Source organism: Deinococcus budaensis (assembly GCF_014201885.1).
GTDB lineage: Bacteria > Deinococcota > Deinococci > Deinococcales > Deinococcaceae > Deinococcus > Deinococcus budaensis.
Genome location: NZ_JACHFN010000003.1, coordinates 1 through 19,116 on the forward strand (window position 1 = coordinate 1; position 19,116 = coordinate 19,116).

18 protein-coding genes are annotated in these 19,116 nt (G+C 70.1%); 9 read left to right on the forward strand and 9 right to left on the reverse strand.

Going from position 1 to position 19,116, the window contains the following annotated elements:
• Positions 1-171: 171 nt before the first annotated feature.
• On the reverse strand, positions 172-765 hold the full coding sequence (locus HNQ09_RS04870) for a hypothetical protein (RefSeq protein WP_246363159.1): 594 nt from the start codon (positions 763-765) through the stop codon (positions 172-174).
• 33 nt (positions 766-798) lie between these two features.
• On the opposite strand from HNQ09_RS04870, the gene HNQ09_RS04875 reads away from it, so the two are divergent.
• On the forward strand, positions 799-1,176 hold the full coding sequence (locus HNQ09_RS04875) for a VOC family protein (RefSeq protein WP_184026273.1): 378 nt from the start codon (positions 799-801) through the stop codon (positions 1,174-1,176).
• 89 nt (positions 1,177-1,265) lie between these two features.
• Here the strand turns inward: HNQ09_RS04875 and HNQ09_RS04880 are convergent, their stop codons facing one another.
• A complete protein-coding gene (locus tag HNQ09_RS04880; RefSeq protein ID WP_184026276.1) occupies positions 1,266-2,381 on the reverse strand; it encodes an AI-2E family transporter in 1,116 nt (371 codons plus the stop codon).
• A gap of 271 nt (positions 2,382-2,652) precedes the next feature.
• Between HNQ09_RS04880 and cysS the strand changes: the two genes are divergently transcribed.
• The 3 genes from cysS to HNQ09_RS04895 all read left to right on the forward strand — a co-directional run bounded on the left by cysS (position 2,653) and on the right by HNQ09_RS04895 (position 6,759).
• Positions 2,653-4,134, forward strand: coding sequence for a cysteine--tRNA ligase (gene cysS / locus HNQ09_RS04885; RefSeq protein WP_184026279.1), 1,482 nt, complete (start codon positions 2,653-2,655; stop codon positions 4,132-4,134).
• Positions 4,135-4,251: 117 nt separating this feature from the next.
• Positions 4,252-4,833 carry a YcjF family protein gene (locus HNQ09_RS04890; protein WP_184026282.1) on the forward strand — a complete coding sequence of 194 codons (582 nt, stop codon included), beginning with the start codon at positions 4,252-4,254 and terminating at the stop codon, positions 4,831-4,833.
• 411 nt (positions 4,834-5,244) lie between these two features.
• Entirely contained in the window at positions 5,245-6,759 is a 1,515-nt protein-coding gene (locus tag HNQ09_RS04895) for a glycine--tRNA ligase (protein WP_184026285.1), read from the forward strand.
• 95 nt (positions 6,760-6,854) lie between these two features.
• Here the strand turns inward: HNQ09_RS04895 and HNQ09_RS04900 are convergent, their stop codons facing one another.
• The 4 genes from HNQ09_RS04900 to HNQ09_RS04915 all read right to left on the reverse strand — a co-directional run bounded on the left by HNQ09_RS04900 (position 6,855) and on the right by HNQ09_RS04915 (position 10,305).
• Entirely contained in the window at positions 6,855-8,273 is a 1,419-nt protein-coding gene (locus tag HNQ09_RS04900) for an alpha/beta hydrolase (protein WP_184026287.1), read from the reverse strand.
• A gap of 140 nt (positions 8,274-8,413) precedes the next feature.
• Positions 8,414-9,121, reverse strand: coding sequence for a phage holin family protein (locus tag HNQ09_RS04905; RefSeq protein WP_184026290.1), 708 nt, complete (start codon positions 9,119-9,121; stop codon positions 8,414-8,416).
• Positions 9,122-9,125: 4 nt separating this feature from the next.
• Entirely contained in the window at positions 9,126-9,716 is a 591-nt protein-coding gene (locus tag HNQ09_RS04910; protein ID WP_184026293.1) for a mismatch-specific DNA-glycosylase, read from the reverse strand.
• On the reverse strand, positions 9,709-10,305 hold the full coding sequence (locus HNQ09_RS04915; protein ID WP_184026295.1) for a sulfite oxidase-like oxidoreductase: 597 nt from the start codon (positions 10,303-10,305) through the stop codon (positions 9,709-9,711). Before HNQ09_RS04915 ends, HNQ09_RS04910 begins: the two co-directional genes overlap by 8 nt.
• 232 nt (positions 10,306-10,537) lie before the next feature.
• Here HNQ09_RS04915 and HNQ09_RS04920 point away from each other — a divergent pair, with 232 nt between their 5' ends.
• Entirely contained in the window at positions 10,538-11,467 is a 930-nt protein-coding gene (locus HNQ09_RS04920) for a DUF4032 domain-containing protein (protein ID WP_184026897.1), read from the forward strand.
• Between the two features lie 56 nt (positions 11,468-11,523).
• Here HNQ09_RS04920 and HNQ09_RS04925 read toward each other — a convergent pair whose 3' ends face one another.
• Positions 11,524-12,882: a M17 family metallopeptidase gene (locus HNQ09_RS04925; RefSeq protein WP_184026298.1), complete on the reverse strand. Its 1,359-nt coding sequence runs from the start codon at positions 12,880-12,882 to the stop codon at positions 11,524-11,526.
• 99 nt (positions 12,883-12,981) lie between these two features.
• On the opposite strand from HNQ09_RS04925, the gene HNQ09_RS04930 reads away from it, so the two are divergent.
• The 4 genes from HNQ09_RS04930 to HNQ09_RS04945 all read left to right on the forward strand — a co-directional run bounded on the left by HNQ09_RS04930 (position 12,982) and on the right by HNQ09_RS04945 (position 17,754).
• Positions 12,982-13,434 (forward strand): MarR family winged helix-turn-helix transcriptional regulator, encoded by a 453-nt coding sequence (locus tag HNQ09_RS04930; RefSeq protein ID WP_343057617.1) that lies wholly within the window; start codon positions 12,982-12,984, stop codon positions 13,432-13,434.
• Positions 13,431-15,503, forward strand: a complete 2,073-nt coding sequence (locus HNQ09_RS04935) for an MDR family MFS transporter (protein ID WP_184026301.1) — start codon at positions 13,431-13,433, stop codon at positions 15,501-15,503. Before HNQ09_RS04930 ends, HNQ09_RS04935 begins: the two co-directional genes overlap by 4 nt.
• A gap of 294 nt (positions 15,504-15,797) precedes the next feature.
• Positions 15,798-16,130, forward strand: coding sequence for an Asp23/Gls24 family envelope stress response protein (locus HNQ09_RS04940; RefSeq protein WP_184026303.1), 333 nt, complete (start codon positions 15,798-15,800; stop codon positions 16,128-16,130).
• A 52-nt stretch (positions 16,131-16,182) separates the two neighbouring features.
• Positions 16,183-17,754, forward strand: a complete 1,572-nt coding sequence (locus HNQ09_RS04945; RefSeq protein ID WP_184026901.1) for a DAK2 domain-containing protein — start codon at positions 16,183-16,185, stop codon at positions 17,752-17,754.
• Between the two features lie 129 nt (positions 17,755-17,883).
• Here the strand turns inward: HNQ09_RS04945 and HNQ09_RS04950 are convergent, their stop codons facing one another.
• Positions 17,884-18,069: a hypothetical protein gene (locus HNQ09_RS04950; protein WP_184026306.1), complete on the reverse strand. Its 186-nt coding sequence runs from the start codon at positions 18,067-18,069 to the stop codon at positions 17,884-17,886.
• A 30-nt stretch (positions 18,070-18,099) separates the two neighbouring features.
• Positions 18,100-19,113 carry an acetamidase/formamidase family protein gene (locus tag HNQ09_RS04955; protein ID WP_184026309.1) on the reverse strand — a complete coding sequence of 338 codons (1,014 nt, stop codon included), beginning with the start codon at positions 19,111-19,113 and terminating at the stop codon, positions 18,100-18,102.
• Positions 19,114-19,116 lie beyond the last annotated feature (3 nt).

Below are 19,116 nucleotides of genomic sequence, written 5' to 3' on the forward strand. Positions count from 1 at the left end.
TGGCCATTCTTGACGGTGGAGACGCCACCGCACGCGGGGCAGGGTGGAGCGTTCATACTCCATTGAACTCCTGTCATGCCTCGAAATCCACCACCATTCGCCTGCATACCTTGACTTCCCCTGCATCCCGCGCTATCTTCTTCTCATCACCGCCCGAAGTGGCGGCTTTTTTTATGTCTCGTCCGGCAGCGGGAACACCAGCCGGAAGGCGGGCGCGGCCAGCGTCAGTGCCGGGCGGGCGTGGCGTAAGAAGGGGTGCAGGCCGTCCGCGTGCTCCACGGTCAGGCGAGCGGGCGTGACCTGCCCGGCGGCGCCCACACGCGTCAGCAACCAGCGGCCGCCGGGGGCCAGCGGCGGCTGCGCCAGCGTCCGCAGCGGCGCGGGGATCAGGGCGGTCGTGACAGGCAGGCGCGGGCGGCCGACCTCGAAGGCGAGCCGGGCGACCTCCGCGCCGTTTTCTCCTGTCACGTGCACCGCGCCGCGCCGGGCGCTGCCACTCCACCCGAAGCGGGCGAGGCGCTTGGGCAGGCCCCAGTTGCGCTGGCCCCCTACAGCGCTCTCGCGGGTGCTGACCCAGATCGCCTGCACCTGTGGCCGCGTGCCCGCCGGACTCGCGGCCGGGGTGAGCCACAGCAGCTCGTCGTAGGGGCCGACCGGCGACCCGGCGTAGCGCACCAGCATCAGCGCGCCGGGGGGCGTGTGGGGGCCGGGCGGGTAGAGGGCGATCAGGCCGTGTCCGGTAAGCGACCAGGGAGGCGGCGTCATGGGACGCAGGCTACGCGCTAGCCTCTCCTGGCGATGCTCAAACACGTTTCCTTCGTGACCCGCGACCTCGCGGCCACCCTCGCCTTTTACGTGCGGCTGGGCGGCGTGGTGGAAAAGGACCTGACCACCGCCGAGGGCTACCGCCGGGGCGTGGTGCGGCTGGGCCAGGACGGCGCGGGCGCGGGCCGCCTGCAATTCTTCGAGGTGCCCGGCGAGTCTCCCGCCCCGCGCGCCCACTGGGCCGAACACGTCGCCGTACACGTGCGGGGGCTGCGCGGGCTGCTGCCCACACTGCGGGAGGCGGGCGTGACCGTCTCTCGGGACCTTCAGCCCAGCCCCGGCGGGCGCGACATGGCGTTCGTACTCGACCCCGACGGGCGACAGGTGGAACTGTTGGAGCAAGGCCCGTAGCGGGTGACCTGTGGCGGGTGGAAAAAGAGAAAAAGAGGAGGTGGGAGACGCATGGAACGTCTCCCACCTCGGCTAAGCGCCGCGCGCCCCTATGGCCCCTCGGTGTAGACGCGGCTGGAGTAGTAGTACTTGTCCAGCAGCAGTTTGCCCAGCGCCACGGCGGGCACGGCCAGCAACGCGCCGGTAAAGCCCAGCAGCGCCACGCCCACCAGGATGGCGAGCAGCACCGTGACCGGGTGCAGGTCGGTGGTGCGGCCCAGCACGTAGGGACTGAGCAGGTTGCTCTCGATCTGGTTGGCCGCCACGAACACCACCACGACCAGCACCATCGGCACCCAGCCGCCGGGCAGCGCCAGCAGCAGCGCGGGCGTCGCGCCGATGATCGGTCCCAGGTACGGCACGATGTTGAAGGCTCCCGCCAGAAAGCCGATGGCGGCCGCACTCGGAATGCCGATCAGGGTGAGGCCCAAAAAGACGAACATGCCGATAAACAGCGCGATCACCAGCTGTCCACGCACGTAGCCGCCCACCGCCGTGCCGACCAGGGTGCTCAGCTCCAGCACGCGCGGCTGCCAGGGACGCGGAAAGGCCCGCAGCAGCGAGGTGTTCACCCGGCTGTAGTCCAGCATCAGGTACACGCTCAGCAGCAAGATCAAGAGAATCTGCCCCACGACCCCGCCGATGGACACCAGCCGGGTAAAGATGGTTCCAGTGGAACTCAGGGCGTTTTGCAGGATCGGGATGATGTTGGTGCCCAGGTTGCGCAGGTAGGTCTGGGCCGCTTCCGTCAGCCGCTCGCGGGCGTTGTCCAGCCCGGTCACGCCCCGCTCCTGCAACCAGCCCCCCAGGCGGTCGAGCAGCTCGCCCAGCCGCCCCACCTGCTCGGGCAGGCTTTGCAGCAGCTCGATCAGCTGCGCGGCCACCGTGACGAGCAAAGCGCCCGCCAGCGTGAAGATGCCGATAAACGCCAGCAGCACGAAAAACACGCCCAGGCCACGCTTGACCCGCCCGCGCTCCAGCCAGTTGAGCAGCGGGTTGGCGAGGTAAGCGATCAGGTACGCCACCGCCGCCGCCACGACCACCGTCCGCACCTCCGCCAGAAAGCGGTAGGCCAGGTAAAAGGCCAGCAGGAAGGCGGCCGCCCGGACCCAGGGACTGCGCCAGACGTACTGAAAGGCGTTGGGAGCTTTCGGGGGGGAAATCACCCGTGCATGATACGGAGCCGGGCGCGGGCGCAGCGGCATGGCCCCCCGGCAGGGACCCCCGCCCTTGCTTTTGCGCCCCGCCCTGTTCAGCGCCCGCGCCCCTGCTACAGTGGGGCCATGACGCCCGTGTGTTGCCTTCCCCTGCGGTAAGCAGCGCGCCCCCGCCCTGCCGCCGCGCCCCCTTTCCAAGTGGCGCGGCGGCTTTCTTGTTTCCTGCCCGGCTTGTTTCCTGCCCGGTTCCTTCCTCCCCCCGAACGTTTCAGGAGTCCCCATGACGCAGCCTCCCGCCGACCCCGCCCGCACGCCCGACCCGGGCATCCTGCTGTACGACACCCTCCAGCGCCAGAAGGTCCGCTTCGTGCCCACGGTGCCCGGAAAGGTGGGCATGTACCTGTGCGGGCCGACCGTGTACTCGGACGCGCACCTCGGGCACGCCAAGAAGGAGGTCGCCTTCGACGTGATTCGCCGCGCGCTGCTGCATTTCGGCTATCAGGTGCGTTACGTGACCAACGTGACCGACGTGGGCCACCTGCAAAACGACGCCGACGAGGGCGAGGACAAGTTGCAGGCCCGCGCCCGGCTGGAACAGCTCGAACCCATGGAGGTGGCCGACAAGTATTTCTGGTCCTTCGTGCGCGATATGGACGCCCTGAACGTCCTGAAGCCCTCCATCAACCCCCGCGCGACCGGGCACATCCCCGAACAGATCGCCCTCATCGAGGAACTGATCGAGAAGGGCCACGCCTACGAGTCGGCGGGCAGCGTGTATTTCGACGTGCGCTCGTGGCCCGAGTACGGCAAGCTCTCGGGCCGCAAGCTCGACGACCAGGAAGAAGGCACCCGCGAGGCCGTGCGCGAGGAAAAGCGTGACCCGCGCGACTTCGCCCTCTGGAAGCGGGCCGAACCCGAACACCTGATGCGCTGGGAGTCGCCCTGGAGCGTGGGCTTTCCAGGCTGGCACATCGAATGCAGCGCGATGAGCCTCAAGTACCTGGGCGAGGGCTTCGACATCCACGGCGGCGGCCTCGACCTCCAGTTCCCGCACCACGAGGCCGAGATCGCGCAGTCGGAGGCGGCGGGGCACCCCTTCGCCCGCTACTGGATGCACAACAACATGCTGACCATCGGCGGCGAGAAGATGTCCAAGAGCAAGGGCAACTTCACGACCATCCGCGACCTCCTGGAACACCACGACCCGATGGTGGTGCGCTTCTTGCTGGTGGGCAGCCACTACCGGTCGGTCACCGAGTTCTCGGAGGAAGCCTTTCAGAGCGCCCGCAGCGGCTACCGCCGCCTGACCGAGGCGCTGCATGAAGTCGAGCGCCGCCTGCCCACGGCTCCTGACCGCGACGACCCGGCGCTGCGGGAAAAGATCGCCGCGCACGTCCGCGAGTTCGAGGACGCCCTGCGCGACGACTTCAACACGCCCCGGGCGGTGGCGGCCCTTTTCGGCATGACGACCGACGTGAACGCGGCGCTGGGCGGCGGCCCGGTCGGGCGGGAGGCGCTGGCAGCGGCGCAGCGGGCCTACCGCACGCTGGGCGGGGACGTGCTGGGCCTCTTCGCGGAGGGCGGCGCCCGGCAGGACGATGAGGGCGAGGTCGTAGACGCGCTGATGGACCTGGTCCTGAGGGCCAGGCAGAACTACCGCCTGCAAAAGCAGTACGCCGAGGCCGACGAGTTGCGCGCCACACTGACCCGCGTGGGCGTGACCGTCGAGGACACCAAAGACGGGCCGCGCTGGCGGAGGTAGAGCGGGTCACCAGTCACCAGTGACCCGTCGCCAGGAAAACAGAACTTTGTGCCTGGGCTGAGGCCTTCCTCACCGGCGACTGGCGACTGGTCACTTCCCCGGCGCTACACTTCCTCCATGCTCCCCCTCGTCAAGCAGGTGCTCGACAACTTCAACTTCGACGTGGACCCGGACCTCTCCGACGGGGAAAACGTCGAGGAGGTCATCAAGAGCGCGGCGCTGCTGTCGGGCGCGATCGCGGTCGAGCCGATTCCCTTCGCGGACATGCTGCTGATCACCCCGGTGCAGGCCAAGATGGTGCTGCATATCGGCAAGATCTACGGCTTCGAGATCACGCCCGAGCGCTCGCGCGAGATCGCGCAGGAACTCGGCGCCACCGTCGCCTACGGCCTGCTGGCCCGGCAGGTCATGCGCGGCCTCGCCAAGATCGCCCTCCCGGTGATCGGCGGGTTGATCACCGCGCCCGCCGTGTACGGCTGGACCTTCGCGCTTGGCCGGGTCGCGCAAAATTACTTCGAGCGCAAACGCCAGGGCCTGCCGGCCACCCGGCGCGAGCAGGTCAAGGTCATTCAGGAGGCCAAGGCCCAGACCCGCCGGGTGCTGCCCAGCGCCCAGGATTTCAGCGACCTCGCCAGTGAACTGCGCCGCCGCGCCGACGAGAAAGGCAAGGGCGGGGGAGGACCGCGCGACCTGAACTGAAGGCTTGACCCTCGCGGCCCCTCTGCGCCACACTCTTCCCAGGCGTTGATCCGCAGGAGTACCGCGCCACGCGCCCACGAGCGAGCCTGAGACGGTGAGAGTCAGGCGGGGCCAGCAGCGACGGGAAGGGCGGCGGGGAGCTGCACAACCCACGACAAAAGTGCCCGCACCTCGGCAGACCGCCGGGCGGGAACTGGGGTGGAACCGCGTGGACTTCTCCGCGTCCCCAGACGAGCCGGAACAAGGGCCGTCTGGGGACGTTCTTTTTTCGGCCTGGACGGAGTTGCTCTGATTCCCAAAGCTCTGGGAGAGCACCAGAGCTTCGTCCATCGCCGCAACCCCGTCCTCTTTGCTTCTCGCTTCGCTCGGATGATTCGTAGGAATCATCGCTATCAAGAAAGGAGACGGAACATGCCCGCACACTCGATGGAAGAACTCGTATCCCTCTGCAAGCGCCGGGGCTTCATCTTTCAGGGGTCGGAGATCTACGGTGGCCTGCAAGGCTTTTACGACTACGGCCCCCTCGGCGTGGAGCTGAAGAACAACCTCAAGGCCGCGTGGTGGCGCACCAACGTCTACGAACGCGACGACATGGAGGGCCTCGACGCCTCCATCATCATGCACCGCATGGTGCTGCGCCACTCGGGCCACGAGGCGACCTTCAGCGACCCGATGGTGGACAACCGCAAGACCAAGAAGCGCTATCGGCTGGACCACCTGGTCAAGGACCAGAAGGCGGACGTGATCGCGCGGGTGGCCGAAGGCATCGGCGAGAGCGTGGACAACTTCCCGGCGGTGGTGGCGGCGCTGGTGGCGCAACCCGCCCGGGCCGCAGAAGTGCTGGTCGCGGCGGGCGTGCGCGACCCCTTCTCGGGCGAGGTGGGCGACTGGACCGAGCCGAAGCCTTTCAACATGATGTTCAGGACCACCATCGGCCCGACCGCCGACGAGGATTCCTTCGGCTACCTGCGCCCGGAAACCGCGCAGGGCATCTTCACCAACTTCAAGAACGTGGTGGACTCGACTTCGCGCCGCCTCCCCTTCGGCATCGCGCAGATCGGCAAGGCCTTTCGCAACGAGATCACACCGCGCAACTTCATCTTCCGGGTGCGCGAACTCGAGCAGATGGAAATCGAGTTCTTCTGCGCGCCCGGCACCGACGAGGACTGGCACCAGCACTGGCTCGACGCCCGCCTCGCGTGGTGGGAGGCCCAGGGGGTGCCGCGCGAGAAGATCCAGATTCTCGACGTGCCGAAAGAGGACCTCGCCCACTACTCCAAGCGCACCTATGACCTGATGTACGACTACCCCACGCTGGGCTACGAGGAGATCGAGGGGATCGCCAACCGCAGCGACTACGACCTCGGCTCGCACACCAAGTCGCAGGGGGAACTGGGCCTGGTCGCCCGCGTGGAGGAGAACACGGACTCTATCGCCAAACTGACCATCCCGCACCCCGAGACGAACAAGCCGGTCGTGCCCTTCGTGATCGAGCCGTCCGCCGGGGTGGACCGCGCGATGCTGGCGGTGCTGAGCGAGGCCTTCACCAAGGAGACGCTGGAGAACGGCTCCGAGCGGATTGTGCTGAAGCTCAGGCCCCACCTCGCGCCCATCAAGGTGGCGGTGATTCCGCTGGCCCGCAACCGCGAGGAGATCACGGGCGTGGCGAGGGCGATCAAGGCCGACCTCCAGAAACTGGGCCTGGGCCGCGTGCTGTACGAGGACTCGGGCAACATCGGCAAGGCCTACCGCCGCCACGACGAGGTGGGCACCCCCTACTGCGTGACCGTGGACTTCGACACCGTGGGCAAGGGCGAGGACCCCAACCTGACCGACACCGTGACCGTCCGCGACCGCGACACGCTCGCGCAGGAGCGGGTGAAGATCAGCGAGCTGGCGGGGTGGATTCGGGAACGGCTGAGGTAAGCCTTCAGCTTTCAGCGATCAGCCAGGACCCCCGTCTGCGTGTGGGGGTCTCTGGCTGTTGGGATGGTCACGCCCCGCGCGGGAAGGCCCACCTGTCAGGGCCGGGCAAGCCTCCCCAGCCACTCCAGAATCCAGCGGGCCACAGTGTCGCCCCGGGCGGCGGTGATGTCGAGGTGCGCGGCGCCGGGCAGGGTGTGGGTGGTCAAGGCGCCCAGGGTGGTCGCGGCGTAGCGGGTGTAGTCCTCGGGGCGGGTCAGGCCGCCTTCCGCCGCGAGACCCAGGATAGGGAGGGGCACTTCCGCCCCGTGCCACACGCGCAACTCCTGCTCGAAGGGGCTGCCGCGCGTGCCCAGGTTCGCCGCGTTCACGTCGAGGGTGAGGCGTTGGGGAAAGTACCACTCGGCGTAGTCGGCCAGCGGAGTCCAGTAGCGCCGCACGAAGTCGAGGGGATCGGTGGGTGCCGCCGGATCGGCCTGCCAGCCCACCGGCCGCGCGGGGTCGCGGGCCCCCAGGATGAACTCGCCCGCCCGCGCGGCGCCCAGCAAGCGGGGCAGCGGGTTGGGCAGGGTCCGGGCGTTGGTGGCCTGCCCGGTCCGCACGGCCAGAAAGGGCAGGAGGCTGTAGCGGCCCTCAAGCTGGGTCAGCCCCGCTGCCAGCGCGGTGGCCGGATAGCGGGTCAGCCCCCCGGCCGGAGCGGGGGCGCCGGGGTCCGAGGCTGCCAGCCGGGCCTGGGCGGCGGCGCGGCTGGCGAGCGTCGGGCCGAAGAAAAAAGAGTCCACGTAGGGCTGCCGGGCCAGCGCGTTCAGCCCCGGCGCCCGCACGGGCAGGGCGCGGTTGAAATACCCCTCCTCGTACTGCTGGCGGGTCAGCGGCTGGAAGGCGGCCTGTCCCGGCACCCCGTCGAGCAGCACCAGGCCGCGCAGGTCCTGCCAACCGGGCGTGCCCCCGAAGTCGTAGGCGGCGTACAGGCCCGCGAGCACCCCGCCCAGCGAGTGCCCGCCCAGGAACACGTCCGGGGTCAGCGCGCGGGCTTCGAGCACGGCGGCCCGCCAGTCGCGCAGGGTGAGGTCCAGCCCCCACCCCTGCAAAAAGCCCAGGCTGGCCGGAGTCCGGACAGGCAGGCCCCGCTGCACGATCCGGGCCAACTCCGCCGGGTCGGCCGCCGCGAGCTGGGCCTGCGGTTCGAGCAAGTTGGCGCGGCGGTCCACCGCCCACACCGCCAGCCCGGGGTCCAGCGCCGCGAGCTGCCGCGCCAGCCGGTCGAAGCTGCCCGCGCCCCCCAGAAAGCCGGGCATCAGCAGCAGCACCGCGCGGGGCCGGGCCGGGCCGTAGCGCACGGTGATGCTGGCGTTGAGGTCGGGGGGCGTGCCTGGGGCCGTCGCGCCGGGGCGCACCACCCGCTCGGCGGGCACGCGGTCCAGGGCCACTTCGGTGGCGGGAGCGGGCGGCAGACCCTGGGCACTGCCCAGCTCCAGGGCGGCACTCAGCAGGGCGAAGCGGAGACGGCGCGTCATGGCCCGCATCATCGCGCCGGAGAGGGGGCCGGGGCTATCCCGCCGCCCGGCGGGTCCAGCCGCTGGGGAGGGGGGCGGCGGCCACTCCGGCCGGGCGCGCGGCTCAGCGGCCACACCACCCACCCCCGCAGGCAGGCGGGTCAGCCGCGTTCGTCGCCGTACTTGCTTTCCAGGTAGCGGCGCTGGGCCTCCAGCGTGCGGGTGTGCTGGCCCCGGCGCTCGTGGACGACCTCGCCCATCCGGCGGCCGATCAGGTCGAGTTGCGAGACGAGCAGGCGCTCGGCCTCGGGGGTGCGGGGGGTGGCCCGGTAGGTGTGCAGCAGCTCGGGCAGGTCCTCGCGGGCGGCCTGCCGGGCGTCGAAGGCGTCGCGGCCCAGCGCCTCGTCCCCGGAGGTCAGGCGCAGGGCGTCACGGGTGGAGATGACCGCCGCGTGGAAGGCAGGCCGGGCCGCCGGGGGCAGGGCACGCTCGCCGGAACGCAGCAGCCGCAGCAAGCGGGCCTCGTCGTCGTCGGGGGTGGCCTGCGCGAGCGGCACCTCGGGGGCGGGGGCCAGCAGGCGGCGGCCCTGGACGGCGGTGCGGACCACCCCCAGGAGGGCCAGGAGCAAGGTGATCCCGATCAGCCACGCCGCCGGAGGCCAGTCCAGCGCGAGCAGGACGATAAACAGGGCCAACAGCGTCGTGACGAGGATGAAGCCGAAGAAGCCCTGCACGGCCAGCCAGCCCAGGCCCTTGGCGCGGCGGCCCAGGTCAGGCGGCAGCGTGGGGCGCGGCAGGGCGGGCCGGGTGGAGGGCCGCCAGGGATCGTCTCCGGGACGGGGAAGACGGGGGGGCACACGCGCCGACATATGGTCAGGGTACGGGGGAAGGGGCGTCGCGGTTCCCGCGCAGCTCACGGACCCGGTCCGCCAGCGCCTGCCACGGCTCCAGCCGGAAGTGGGTGTGGCCCAGCGGACTGGTCGAGGGCAGCACCCACACCTCCGCCCCCTCCAGCGGCAGGAGTTGCGGGCCGTAGGGCAGCTTGCCCGTGGGCAGGCCCAGCGTCTCGGAAGCGCCGCGCTTGGAGGTAAAGGCGACCAGAGCGGGGCGGTAGGTCCGCAGCTTGTGCCGCAGCTCGTCCGGTGCCCAGGCGCCTGCGGGCAGGGCGGCGTCCACCCCGCTGTGGCGCTTGGCGACGTCGGTCAGGCCGATCCCGTACTCCGGCACAGATGGGTACTCGCGGGGGGCAAGCTGCCGGGGCGTCAGGCCGACCTCGGCCAGCACCCGCCAGAACTTGTTCTCGGGGTTGGCGTAGTAGGCCTTCGCGCGGGCGCTGATGCGGCTGGGCGCCGTGCCGACCAGCACCAGCGTCAGCCCCGGCGCTAGCACGTCGGGCACCAGATAGTCGGCGCCCAGCGCGGCGAGGTCGGGCGCGGTGGGGTCAGTCGTCGCCGGGTCAGTCATCGTCGTAGCGCTGCTCCGCAAAGGGGTCGCCGCGCATGTGGTAGCCGTTGCGTTCCCAGAACCCAGGCGCGTCGCGGTCCATGAACTCCAGGCCGGTCAGCCACTTCGCGCTTTTCCAGAAGTACAGGTGAGGCACGACCAGCCGCAGCGGGCCGCCGTGCTCGGGCGTCAGGGCTTCGCCGCCGAAGGTGTGCGCCAGCAGGTTCTCGGGCCGGGTGAAGTCCTCCAGCGAGAGGTTGGTGGTGTACCCGCCCACCGAGTGCTGCATGACGTGGGTCGCGCCCGGCTTGAGCTGGAGGCGCGCCATCAGGTCCACCACCCGCACGCCCGTCCAGGTCGTGTCGAGCTTGCTCCAGTGGGTCACGCAGTGGATGTCGTAGGTCAGGGTGGTCTGCGGCAGAGCCAGCAGGTCGGCCCAGGTGAAGGTCTGCTCCTCGGCCAGCCCAAAGACGCGCACGACCACCTCCTCGGGGGCGTAGTGCTGCGAGGGGCCGTAGGTCAGCACCGGAAAGCGGCTGGTCAGCGTCTGCCCCGGCGGAATGCGGCCGTCCAGATCATCCGCCGGTTTCTTGAAGAATTTGCCGAGCATGGGGCATTTCAGCGCCCGGACAGGGCCGCGCGGTATGGGTGCGGGCACCTTTGGCGCCCCCCGGCCACGTTGCTAAAGAATCGCGCTAGGCCACCGGAACCCTCACCCGGTTGTCAGACCCGGGCAAGACTGGAGGTGTACTATGGACACCAAGACCGGGCGCTTCCCCACGGCGACCCGGACCTTTCTGCCCCGGCGTCCCGAGCGGCGCGAGGAGCTGGTGTCCATGAGCATGAACGAGCAAAGCAACCGCACCCGGGCCAGGCACGAGGTCGAGCGCGCCCGCTTTCTGGGGGACGTGCGCGACCTGCTGGCGATCTTGCGGCGCGAACCCAACGAACTGCTGCCCTTCGAGTGGGTGCGCCACCTCGCGCCCGAGGGCGAGCACACGCTGGGGGTGCGGGCCATTCCGGTCGAGCAGATCGCGGGGTCGGTGGACCGCTACCGTGAGTTCGACCGCCACTACCTGCCGCGCGAGCGCCACCTCGACGAGCGCTGGATCGGCGTGAGAAGCGCGCAGCTTCAGGGCAAGGAGCTGCCGCCCATTCAGGTGTACAAGGTGGGTGAGCTGTACTTCGTCAAGGACGGCAACCACCGCGTCTCGGTCGCCCGGCGCCAGGGCCAGAAGTACATCGACGCCCACGTGATCGAGCTGCACGTCACGGTCCCGCCCGACGAGGACGACACCCTGCGCGACCTGATCATCAAGGGCGAGTACGCCCGGTTTCTCAAGGAAACCAACCTCGACCGGGTCGTGCCGGGCCACCGGGAGATCCTCTTTACCACGCCGGGGCGCTACGACCGATTGATCGAGCACATCCGCACCCGCCAGTATTTCCTCGACCGCAAGCCGGGGCGCGCGGACCAGCCGCCCGTGACCTGGGAGGAGGCGGTGGAAAGCTGGTACCGCCGCCTGTACAGCCGGGTCGTCGAGAACCTGGAAAAGCACGACGTGATGTTCCGCTTTCCGGGCCGCACCGAGGCCGACCTCTACCTCTGGATCATGGACCACCGCTACTTCCTGACCCAGAAGTACGGCCACGACGTGGGCAGCGAGGAAGCCACCCGCGACTTTCGCGCCCACTACGCCCCGCCGCTGTACAAGCGCCTGCGGCAGCGGATGCGGCTGCTGCTGAAAGGCGACCTGGGTCCGGCGGGGTAGAGGGGGTGTGGGTCGCCGGGGAAAGATAGCTCTCCCCACGGCCCACACCCCGCCGCCTACATCCTTCCCAGCACGTAGCCCACCAGCGTCCCTACCCCCCAGCCGGTCGCCTGGCCGTCTTTCAGGGCGTTGCCGGCGATGTCGAGGTGTGCCCAGGGCCGGGTGACGAACTCGCGCAGGAAGAGGGCCGCCTTGATGCTGCCGCCCGCCGGGACCAGGTCGGCATTGCGCAGGTCGGCCAGCGTCTCTTTCTGAAAGGCCTTCAGGTACGGCGCGTGCAGCGGCAATTCCCAGACGAACTCGCCGCAGGCCTCGGCGCTGGCCTTCAGGCACGCCGCGAGGGAGGGGTCGGTGCTAAAGAGGCCCGCGATGTCGGTCCCCAGGGCAACCAGCTTGGCGCCGGTCAGGGTCGCCACGTCCACGATCTCGGTGGCCCCCTCGTCACAGGCGACCGCCAGCGCGTCGGCCAGGATCAGGCGGCCCTCGGCGTCGGTGTTCACGACCTCGACCGTCTTGCCGTTCGCCGCGCGGTAGATGTCGCCGGGGCGCATGGCGTGGGGGCCGACCATGTTCTCGGCGGCGGGAACGTAGGCGCGGACCTCGACCCCCTCCGGCAGCCGGTCGCGGAGCTGCGCGAGTGCGCGCATCGCGCCCAGCACGGTCGCGGCGCCCCCCATGTCCCCCTTCATGGTGGTCATCCCGGCGGCGGGCTTGATCGAGTAGCCGCCCGTGTCGAAGGTCACGCCCTTGCCGACCAGCGCGATCACCCGGCTCACCTCGCCCCGCGCCGGGAGGGTGACCCGGATCAGCCGGGGGCCGGCCTCGCTGCCCGCCGCCACCGCCGCCAGCAGGCCCATGCCGCGCGCCTCGATCTCCGCGCCGTCCCACACGGCCACGTCGGCGCCGTATGCCCCCAGCGTGCGGGCCTCGCGGGCCAGGGTGGCGGGATTGAGCAGGTTCGCCGGAGCGTTCACCAGCTCGCGGGCAAAACCCACCCCTGCCTGGAGGGCCTGCACCGAGGCGCGCTCCGGGTCGCTCAGGCCCTCCACCACGAGTTCGGCGGGACCGGGCCTCGCCTCGGCGCGGTAACGGGCGTCGCGGGAGCCTGCGGCCAGGGCGGCGAGGGTCAGCGCCTGCGCGTGGGCCGCCGCCTCTGGCGGCAGGGCCTCCACCTCCACGCTCCGGGCGCCCAGCTCGGTCGCCACCTTCACCAGCGCCGCTCCCAGCTCGCGGGCCTGGGCGGCGTCCGCCGGAGCCAGCGCCACGGCCACGTCCCCCTCTGCCCCGCGCGAGAGCAGCCGCACGGCCCCGGGCTTCAGGTCGCGGGTGACCTGCGCGGGCAGCGCCGCCTCCTCTGCCTCCCCGAGAAACTTCAGCGTGAGGTCCGCCCGGCCCAGCCCGTTGGTGAGTTGCATGGGGGGCAGTAGACCACGCGCCGCCGGGCTGGGCCAGCGCCGCAGGCAGGCCGCCGCTAGGTACTTGACTCGGGTGAACTATTCACCTAGGGTAACGCGGTGACTTCGCCTCCCTCCTCTCCCCCCACCCAGGAGCAGGTCGGGCGGTTTCTGGCGAGCATGTGGCGCTTTCACCGCAGGCTCAAGCAGGAACTCGACCCCCTCCTGACCGCCCGGCACGGCATCGACGCGCGCAAGTTCCTGATCCTGCGCGCCATCCAGGCCGGGCAGCAGTACCCGACCCTGCTGTCCGAGCACCTCCAGATTCCGGCCACGCTGCTCAGCCGCTACCTCGACCAGCTCACCAAGGGGGGCCTGATCGAGCGCCGCCTGGACGCGCAGGACTCGCGCCGCACCTGCCTGAGCCTGACCCCGGCCGGGCAGGAGGTCGTTCGCGACACCCTGGACACCGTCTACAGCCTCACGGGCGCGCGGCTGACCCAACTCGACCCCCAGATCCTGCCCGCCTTGCTGGGCGCCCTGGAACTTCTGACGCACGAGGACCCCGCATGACCGACTCCGTCCACCCGGCTCCCCCCTCGGCCGCCCCCGTTCCCGCAGCGGACACGCCGCCCACCTTTTCCGATCAGGAAAGGAAGATCACCCTGATCGGCCTGCTGGTGGTCTTCTTGCTCGCGGCGCTGAGCCAGACCATCGTCAGCACGGCCATGCCGCGCATCATCGAGGACCTGCGGGGCTTCAACCTGTATTCCTGGGTCACCACCGCCTACCTGCTCGCGAGCACCGTGATGGTGCCGATCTACGGCAAGCTGTCGGACCTGTACGGGCGCAAGCCGGTCCTGGTGTTCGGGATCGTGGTCTTTTTGATCGGCTCGGCGCTCAGCGGCCTGGCGGGCGAGCCGTTTTTCGGCAACTTCCTGGGCGGCGGCATGAACCAGCTGATCGCCTTCCGGGCGGTGGCGGGCTTCGGCGGCGCGGCGCTCTTCACGATGGCCTTCGCGATTCTGGCCGACATGTTTGCGCCCGCCGAGCGCGCCCGGTTCGGCGGTCTGTTCGGGGCCGTGTTCGGCCTCGCCAGCGTGATCGGCCCGGCGGTGGGGGGCTTTTTGACCGACCAGCTCTCCTGGCGCTGGACTTTTTACGTGAACCTGCCGCTGGGGCTGCTGGCGCTCTTTTTGATCATCGCCCGGATGCCCAAGCTGACGCACCGCATGGCGGGCAAGATCGACTACCCCGGCGCGGCCCTGATTCTCACGACCACCATTCCGCTGCTGCTGGCCCTGACCTGGGGCGGCACGACCTATCCCTGGGACAGCGCCCGCATCCTGACGCTGTTCGGGGTCAGCGCCGTCAGCCTGGTCGCCTTCTTGCTGGTCGAGGCGCGCACCCGGGACGCGATCATTCCGCTGAGCCTCTTCCGCATCCCGATGTTCTCGCTGGGCAACCTGGCTTCTTTCATCATGGGGATGGCGTTTCTGGGCGTGATTTTGTTTTTGCCGCTGTACATGCAGCTGGTGCTGGGGGTCAGCGCGACCAACAGCGGATTTTCGATGCTGCCCCTGATGGGCGGCCTGATCCTGTCGAGCATCGTGAGCGGCAGCGTCGTGGGGCGCACCGGGAAGTACAAGCCGTGGATGATCGGCGGCGGCTTGGTGCTGATGCTGGGCATCTTTTTCCTGACCCAGATCACCACGCACACCACCCTGGCCGACCTGGGCTGGCGCATGTTCATCGTGGGGCTGGGGCTGGGACCCTCCCAGAGCCTGTTCACGCTCGCCATCCAGAACGCGGTGCCGGTGGGCCAGCTGGGCATCGCCACCTCCAGTTCGCAGTTTTTCCGCCAGATCGGCTCGACCATCGGCGCGGCGGTGTTCGGCACGCTGCTGCTGAACAACCTGCACACCGAACTGCCCAAACACCTGCCCCAGGTGCCCGGCGTGCAGATGAACGCCAGCTCCTTCGACCTGGGCGCGCTGCGGGCCAGCGGCAACGGCAGCGGCCCCGAGGCGAAGATCCGGGAGGCGTTCGGCGCCCAGTACGCGCAGATAGAAAAGGCGCTGAACGGGGACCGGGCCGCCGCACAGGCCCTGGCGCACAATCCGCAACTTCCCGCCGACCTGCGGGCGCTGGTCACGGGCGGCGGCCTTCAGGCGCAGGTGCACCAGCAGCTGACGGCGCAGGCCCAGACCGTCGGCACCGTGCTGAAAACCGGCGAGCCGGGCCGCCAGGCGCTGCTGGGCAGTGACCAGACCCCGGAGGCCCTCAAGGCGCAGCTGCGCGCCCTGCCCCCCCAGGCCCTCGCCACCCCGCAGGCCGCGCAGGCCACCGCCCGGCAGGTCGAGCGGGGCATCCTCGCGCAGGAACCTGCCGCCGTGCAGCAGGCCACCCGCTCGGCGCTGGCCGAGATCAAGGCCACGCTGGAGGAGCAGGCCAGGGCGCTCGCGGCGAGGCTCACGGGCGGCATGAAAGAAGGCTTTACCGCCGCCATGACCCACATGTTCGGCACGAGCATCTGGATCATCCTGCTGGGGTTCGTGGTCACGCTGTTCGTTCCGGCGATCCCGCTGCGGGGCCGCGCCGAGCCGGTACAGGCGGCCCCGCAGGCCCAGTCCGGCAGCTGACCCCCCCGCTTGCCCCCCCAGCCCTCTCCCCGGTGGAGGGGGCTTTGTCCTATCCGCCGGAACTTGCCCGGACTTCCCGCCGTAACTGGGGCATGACCAAGCGAACGCGGAGGGGACAACGGCCAGCGGGACTTGCTCTGGGACTGGGGCTGGCTGTTGGGGTAGGCGCCGGCGTGGCGACGGCGAATCCCGTGATCGGTCTGGGGGTGGGTCTGGCCCTCGCAGTCGCGCTGGGGCGGCGGGGGCGCCAGGGCTGAGACGGCTTCCCCGACCCGCCGTATACTCGCCCTTACTGTGACTGGCTCCATCGTTGTGACTGAGGCGGCGCTCGCCTCGCTGATCGGGCTGACCGCCCACGAGATTCCGGGGGTGGTCGGCATGGCTCCCGCCAACCTCAAAGAAGGCCTCTCGCGTGTGCTGGGGCGCGCCAACGCCCGCGAAGGCGTGGTGGTGGGCCGCGAAGGCGAGGGCTACACCGCCGACCTGTACGTGGTCGTGGCCTACGGGGTGAGCATCCCGACCGTCGCGCGCAACATCACCGAGCGGGTGGAGCACGTCGCCCGCACCCAGGCGGGCATCGACCTCAAAGCCACGCGCGTCCACGCGGTGGGGGTGCAGCGTGTCTGACCTCTCCCCCACCGGGCGCGTGCGGGCACTTCAACCGCCGGACCTCGCCCGGATGCTGCGGGTGGCGACCGACTGGCTGGGGGTGTACCGCGAGCAGGTCAACGCCCTGAACGTGTACCCGGTGCCCGACGGCGACACCGGCACCAACATGCACCTCACCATGCAGTCGGTGCGGCGCGAACTCGACACCTGCGACGAATCGAGCATGGCCTCGGTCGCCCGCGCGATCAGCTACGGGGCGCTGCTGGGGGCGCGCGGCAACTCGGGCGTGATCCTCTCGCAGCTGCTCAAGGGCTTTGCCGAGGTCGTGCGCGAGAAGCAGGCGGTGGACGCCGACACCCTTGCCGCCGCCTTCCGCGCCGCCCAGAAGGCCGGGTACGGCGCGGTGATGAAGCCGGTCGAGGGCACCATCCTGACCGTCGCGCGGGGCGTGGCCGACGGGGCCAACGGCCCCCACGACCGCGACACGGTGGACTCGGTGCTGGAAGCCGCGCTGTTCGAGGGCCAGAAGTTGCTCGACCAGACGCCCGAGATGCTCCCGGCGCTCAAGCAGGCGGGCGTGATCGACTCGGGTGGGCAGGGCTACCTCTACGTGGTGCAGGGGATGCTCGCGGCCCTGCGCGGCGACGCGCTGCCCGAGGCGCCGGAAATCACCGCCTACGCCCAGCAGCAGTTCGAGACCGAGGAATTCGGCTACTGCACCGAGTTCCTGATGAGCGAGGCGAGCAAACCCATCGAGGAGATCCGCGACCTGGTGACGCCGTTTGGAGACAGCCTGCTGGTCGTCGGCGCCGAGGGCTACGTCAAGGGACACATCCACACCAACGACCCCGACGGGCTGCTGGCGACGGTGGGCCGCTACGGCCGGATGCTCAAGACCAAGGTCGAGGACATGGCCGAGCAGCACACCGAGATCCTGGGCATGGCGGGCGCCGCCGCGCGGGCCGAGGAGGAGGTGCCGCCCTCCGGGCTGGTCGCGGTGGCGAGCGGCTACGGGCTGGTCAAGCTGTTCCGCTCGCTGGGCGCGCGCATCGTCTCGGGCGGGCAGACCGCCAACCCCAGCGTGCAGGACATCGTGGACGCGGTGCGCTCGGTCAGCGCCGAGCAGGTGCTGATCCTGCCCAACAACAAGAACGTGCTGATGGCCGCCGAAAAGGCGATGGAACTGATGGAGGGCCGCGCGGTGGTCGTGCCCACCCGCACGCTGGGGCAGGGCATCGGGGCGGCGCTGGCCTTCCAGCCCGAGGGAGACGCCGAGAGCCTGCGCGCCGAGATGGAGCAGGCCGCCGCCCGCGTGACCACCTTCGAGGTGACCCGCGCGAGCCGCACGACGAACATCACGACCAAAGACGGGGTAACCCTGGACATCGCCGAAGGCGACGTGATCGGCCTGCGAGACGACGAACTGATGCAGGCGGGCGGCTCGCCGGAAGACAGCGTGCTGTTCATGCTGAACCGCAGCTACGAGGGCCAGGAGGTCGTCACCGTGTTCGGCGGGCCGCAAAGCACCCCCGAGAGCCTGGAGGCGCTGGCCGCGCGCATCCGCCAGGAGTTCCCGATGGTGGAGGCCGAGGCGCACGCGGGGGGGCCGGACCTGTACGACTATCTGGTGACGCTGGAGTAGGCAGAAGGCAAACTGCGGAGGGCAGAAGGCCAGGAGCGTCTCGGCGCCCTTGGCCTTCTGTTTTCTGCCCTCAGCGACTTCCGTAAGTGGTCCATTCTCTCAACCAGTCCATGACGGGCCTCTGGAAGGTCACCCTATACGGCCCAGTATGTAAATCAATGCCATCAGGCCGAGCATCGCCAGAACGCTCAAGACGATCAAAGTTTTTCCAATAACTTTTTGCCTATGTCCCCGTTCCTGACGCCCGAAGGTCCAGAGGACCGCCCCCAGAATCAGGGAGACGAGGCCGAATACCACCAGGATCGTAATACCCATAAATGATTTAAGATAGAGCACCGTCTTGAATCAAGTCGCGGCGCTTTCAGCGTCTGTGAACACGTCCAAAGGCAAAAAAGCGCTCACCGTGTAGTTCGGCGCGTCCACGATCTGGCTGATCTTGAGGTCCACGCAGGCGCTCGACAGGACGTAAGCCTCCTCCAGCGTCAGGCCGCGCGCCTCCAGCCGCCGCAACATGGGGCGCAGGGCAAGCCGGGCCGCCTCCATCAGGTCGGGGTGGTGGCCGGTCGTGGCGTGCCAGCGGGTGCTGCTGCCGCCGTGGGTCGGCGTGAGGAACTCGGGGGTGGAGATATTAGCTCCGCGCTCCAGCCCGAAGCGCAGCGTGACCTCTCCCGCGCACTCGATTCCGGTGCCGCTCAGCTCGCCGTCGCCCTGCGCCGCGTGCAGGTCGCCCACCGAGAACAGGGCGCCCGCGACCTCGACCGGCAGCCAGAGCGTGCTCCCCGCCACGAGTTGCCGGATGTCCATGTTGCCGCCCACCGAGCGGGGTGGGGCGGTAGGGTGCGGCCCCAGGGCGGCGGGGGCGACCCCCAGCACGCCGGGAAAGGGCGCCAGCGGCACCCGGAGGCCGGGGCGAAAGTCGGCGTGCGTTCCGGCCCGCAGGTCCCACAGGTGGGTGTAGGGCTGAAGACCCTCGGCCGCCAGCGCGGCGTCGAGCAGGCCGATCCCGTTCGGCCGGCAGCCGGTCCAGCCCCAGTCGGCCGTCCGCACCTCCCGCAGCTCGACCCGCAGGGCGTCGCCCGGCTCGGCGCCCTCCACATACACCGGGCCGGTCAGCGGGTGCCCGCGCGGGGCCTCACGCTGGGGGTAGGCGTCGGCAGCGGCGAGGGCGACGAGGGCAGCGGGGCCAGGCAGCTCGCCCGCCGCCGCCCGCCGGGCCACGTTGCCGTCGGAGGCGTCGAGGGTCCCGAAGGTGACGGTCTCGCCAGGGCGCACGTGCAGCGCCGGGGGCAGGTCGCGGTTCCAGACGGTGTGGATGGCCGCGCTGCGGGAAGCAGGGGTGCCGAGGTGGTGGTCGCTCACGCC

Excerpts from the sequence above, each read along its gene's own strand:
- HNQ09_RS04875 (WP_184026273.1), top strand. The coding sequence starts at position 799 with ATGCTCAAACACGTTTCCTTCGTGACCCGCGACCTCGCGGCCACCCTC.
- HNQ09_RS04905 (WP_184026290.1), bottom strand. The coding sequence starts at position 9,121 with ATGTCGGCGCGTGTGCCCCCCCGTCTTCCCCGTCCCGGAGACGATCCC.
- cysS (WP_184026279.1), top strand. The coding sequence starts at position 2,653 with ATGACGCAGCCTCCCGCCGACCCCGCCCGCACGCCCGACCCGGGCATC.
- HNQ09_RS04870 (WP_246363159.1), bottom strand. The coding sequence starts at position 765 with ATGACGCCGCCTCCCTGGTCGCTTACCGGACACGGCCTGATCGCCCTC.
- HNQ09_RS04945 (WP_184026901.1), top strand. The coding sequence starts at position 16,183 with ATGCTGCGGGTGGCGACCGACTGGCTGGGGGTGTACCGCGAGCAGGTC.
- HNQ09_RS04915 (WP_184026295.1), bottom strand. The coding sequence starts at position 10,305 with ATGCTCGGCAAATTCTTCAAGAAACCGGCGGATGATCTGGACGGCCGC.
- HNQ09_RS04900 (WP_184026287.1), bottom strand. The coding sequence starts at position 8,273 with ATGACGCGCCGTCTCCGCTTCGCCCTGCTGAGTGCCGCCCTGGAGCTG.
- HNQ09_RS04890 (WP_184026282.1), top strand. The coding sequence starts at position 4,252 with ATGCTCCCCCTCGTCAAGCAGGTGCTCGACAACTTCAACTTCGACGTG.
- HNQ09_RS04935 (WP_184026301.1), top strand. The coding sequence starts at position 13,431 with ATGACCGACTCCGTCCACCCGGCTCCCCCCTCGGCCGCCCCCGTTCCC.
- HNQ09_RS04950 (WP_184026306.1), bottom strand. The coding sequence starts at position 18,069 with ATGGGTATTACGATCCTGGTGGTATTCGGCCTCGTCTCCCTGATTCTG.
- HNQ09_RS04920 (WP_184026897.1), top strand. The coding sequence starts at position 10,538 with ATGAACGAGCAAAGCAACCGCACCCGGGCCAGGCACGAGGTCGAGCGC.
- HNQ09_RS04910 (WP_184026293.1), bottom strand. The coding sequence starts at position 9,716 with ATGACTGACCCGGCGACGACTGACCCCACCGCGCCCGACCTCGCCGCG.
- HNQ09_RS04925 (WP_184026298.1), bottom strand. The coding sequence starts at position 12,882 with ATGCAACTCACCAACGGGCTGGGCCGGGCGGACCTCACGCTGAAGTTT.
- HNQ09_RS04895 (WP_184026285.1), top strand. The coding sequence starts at position 5,245 with ATGCCCGCACACTCGATGGAAGAACTCGTATCCCTCTGCAAGCGCCGG.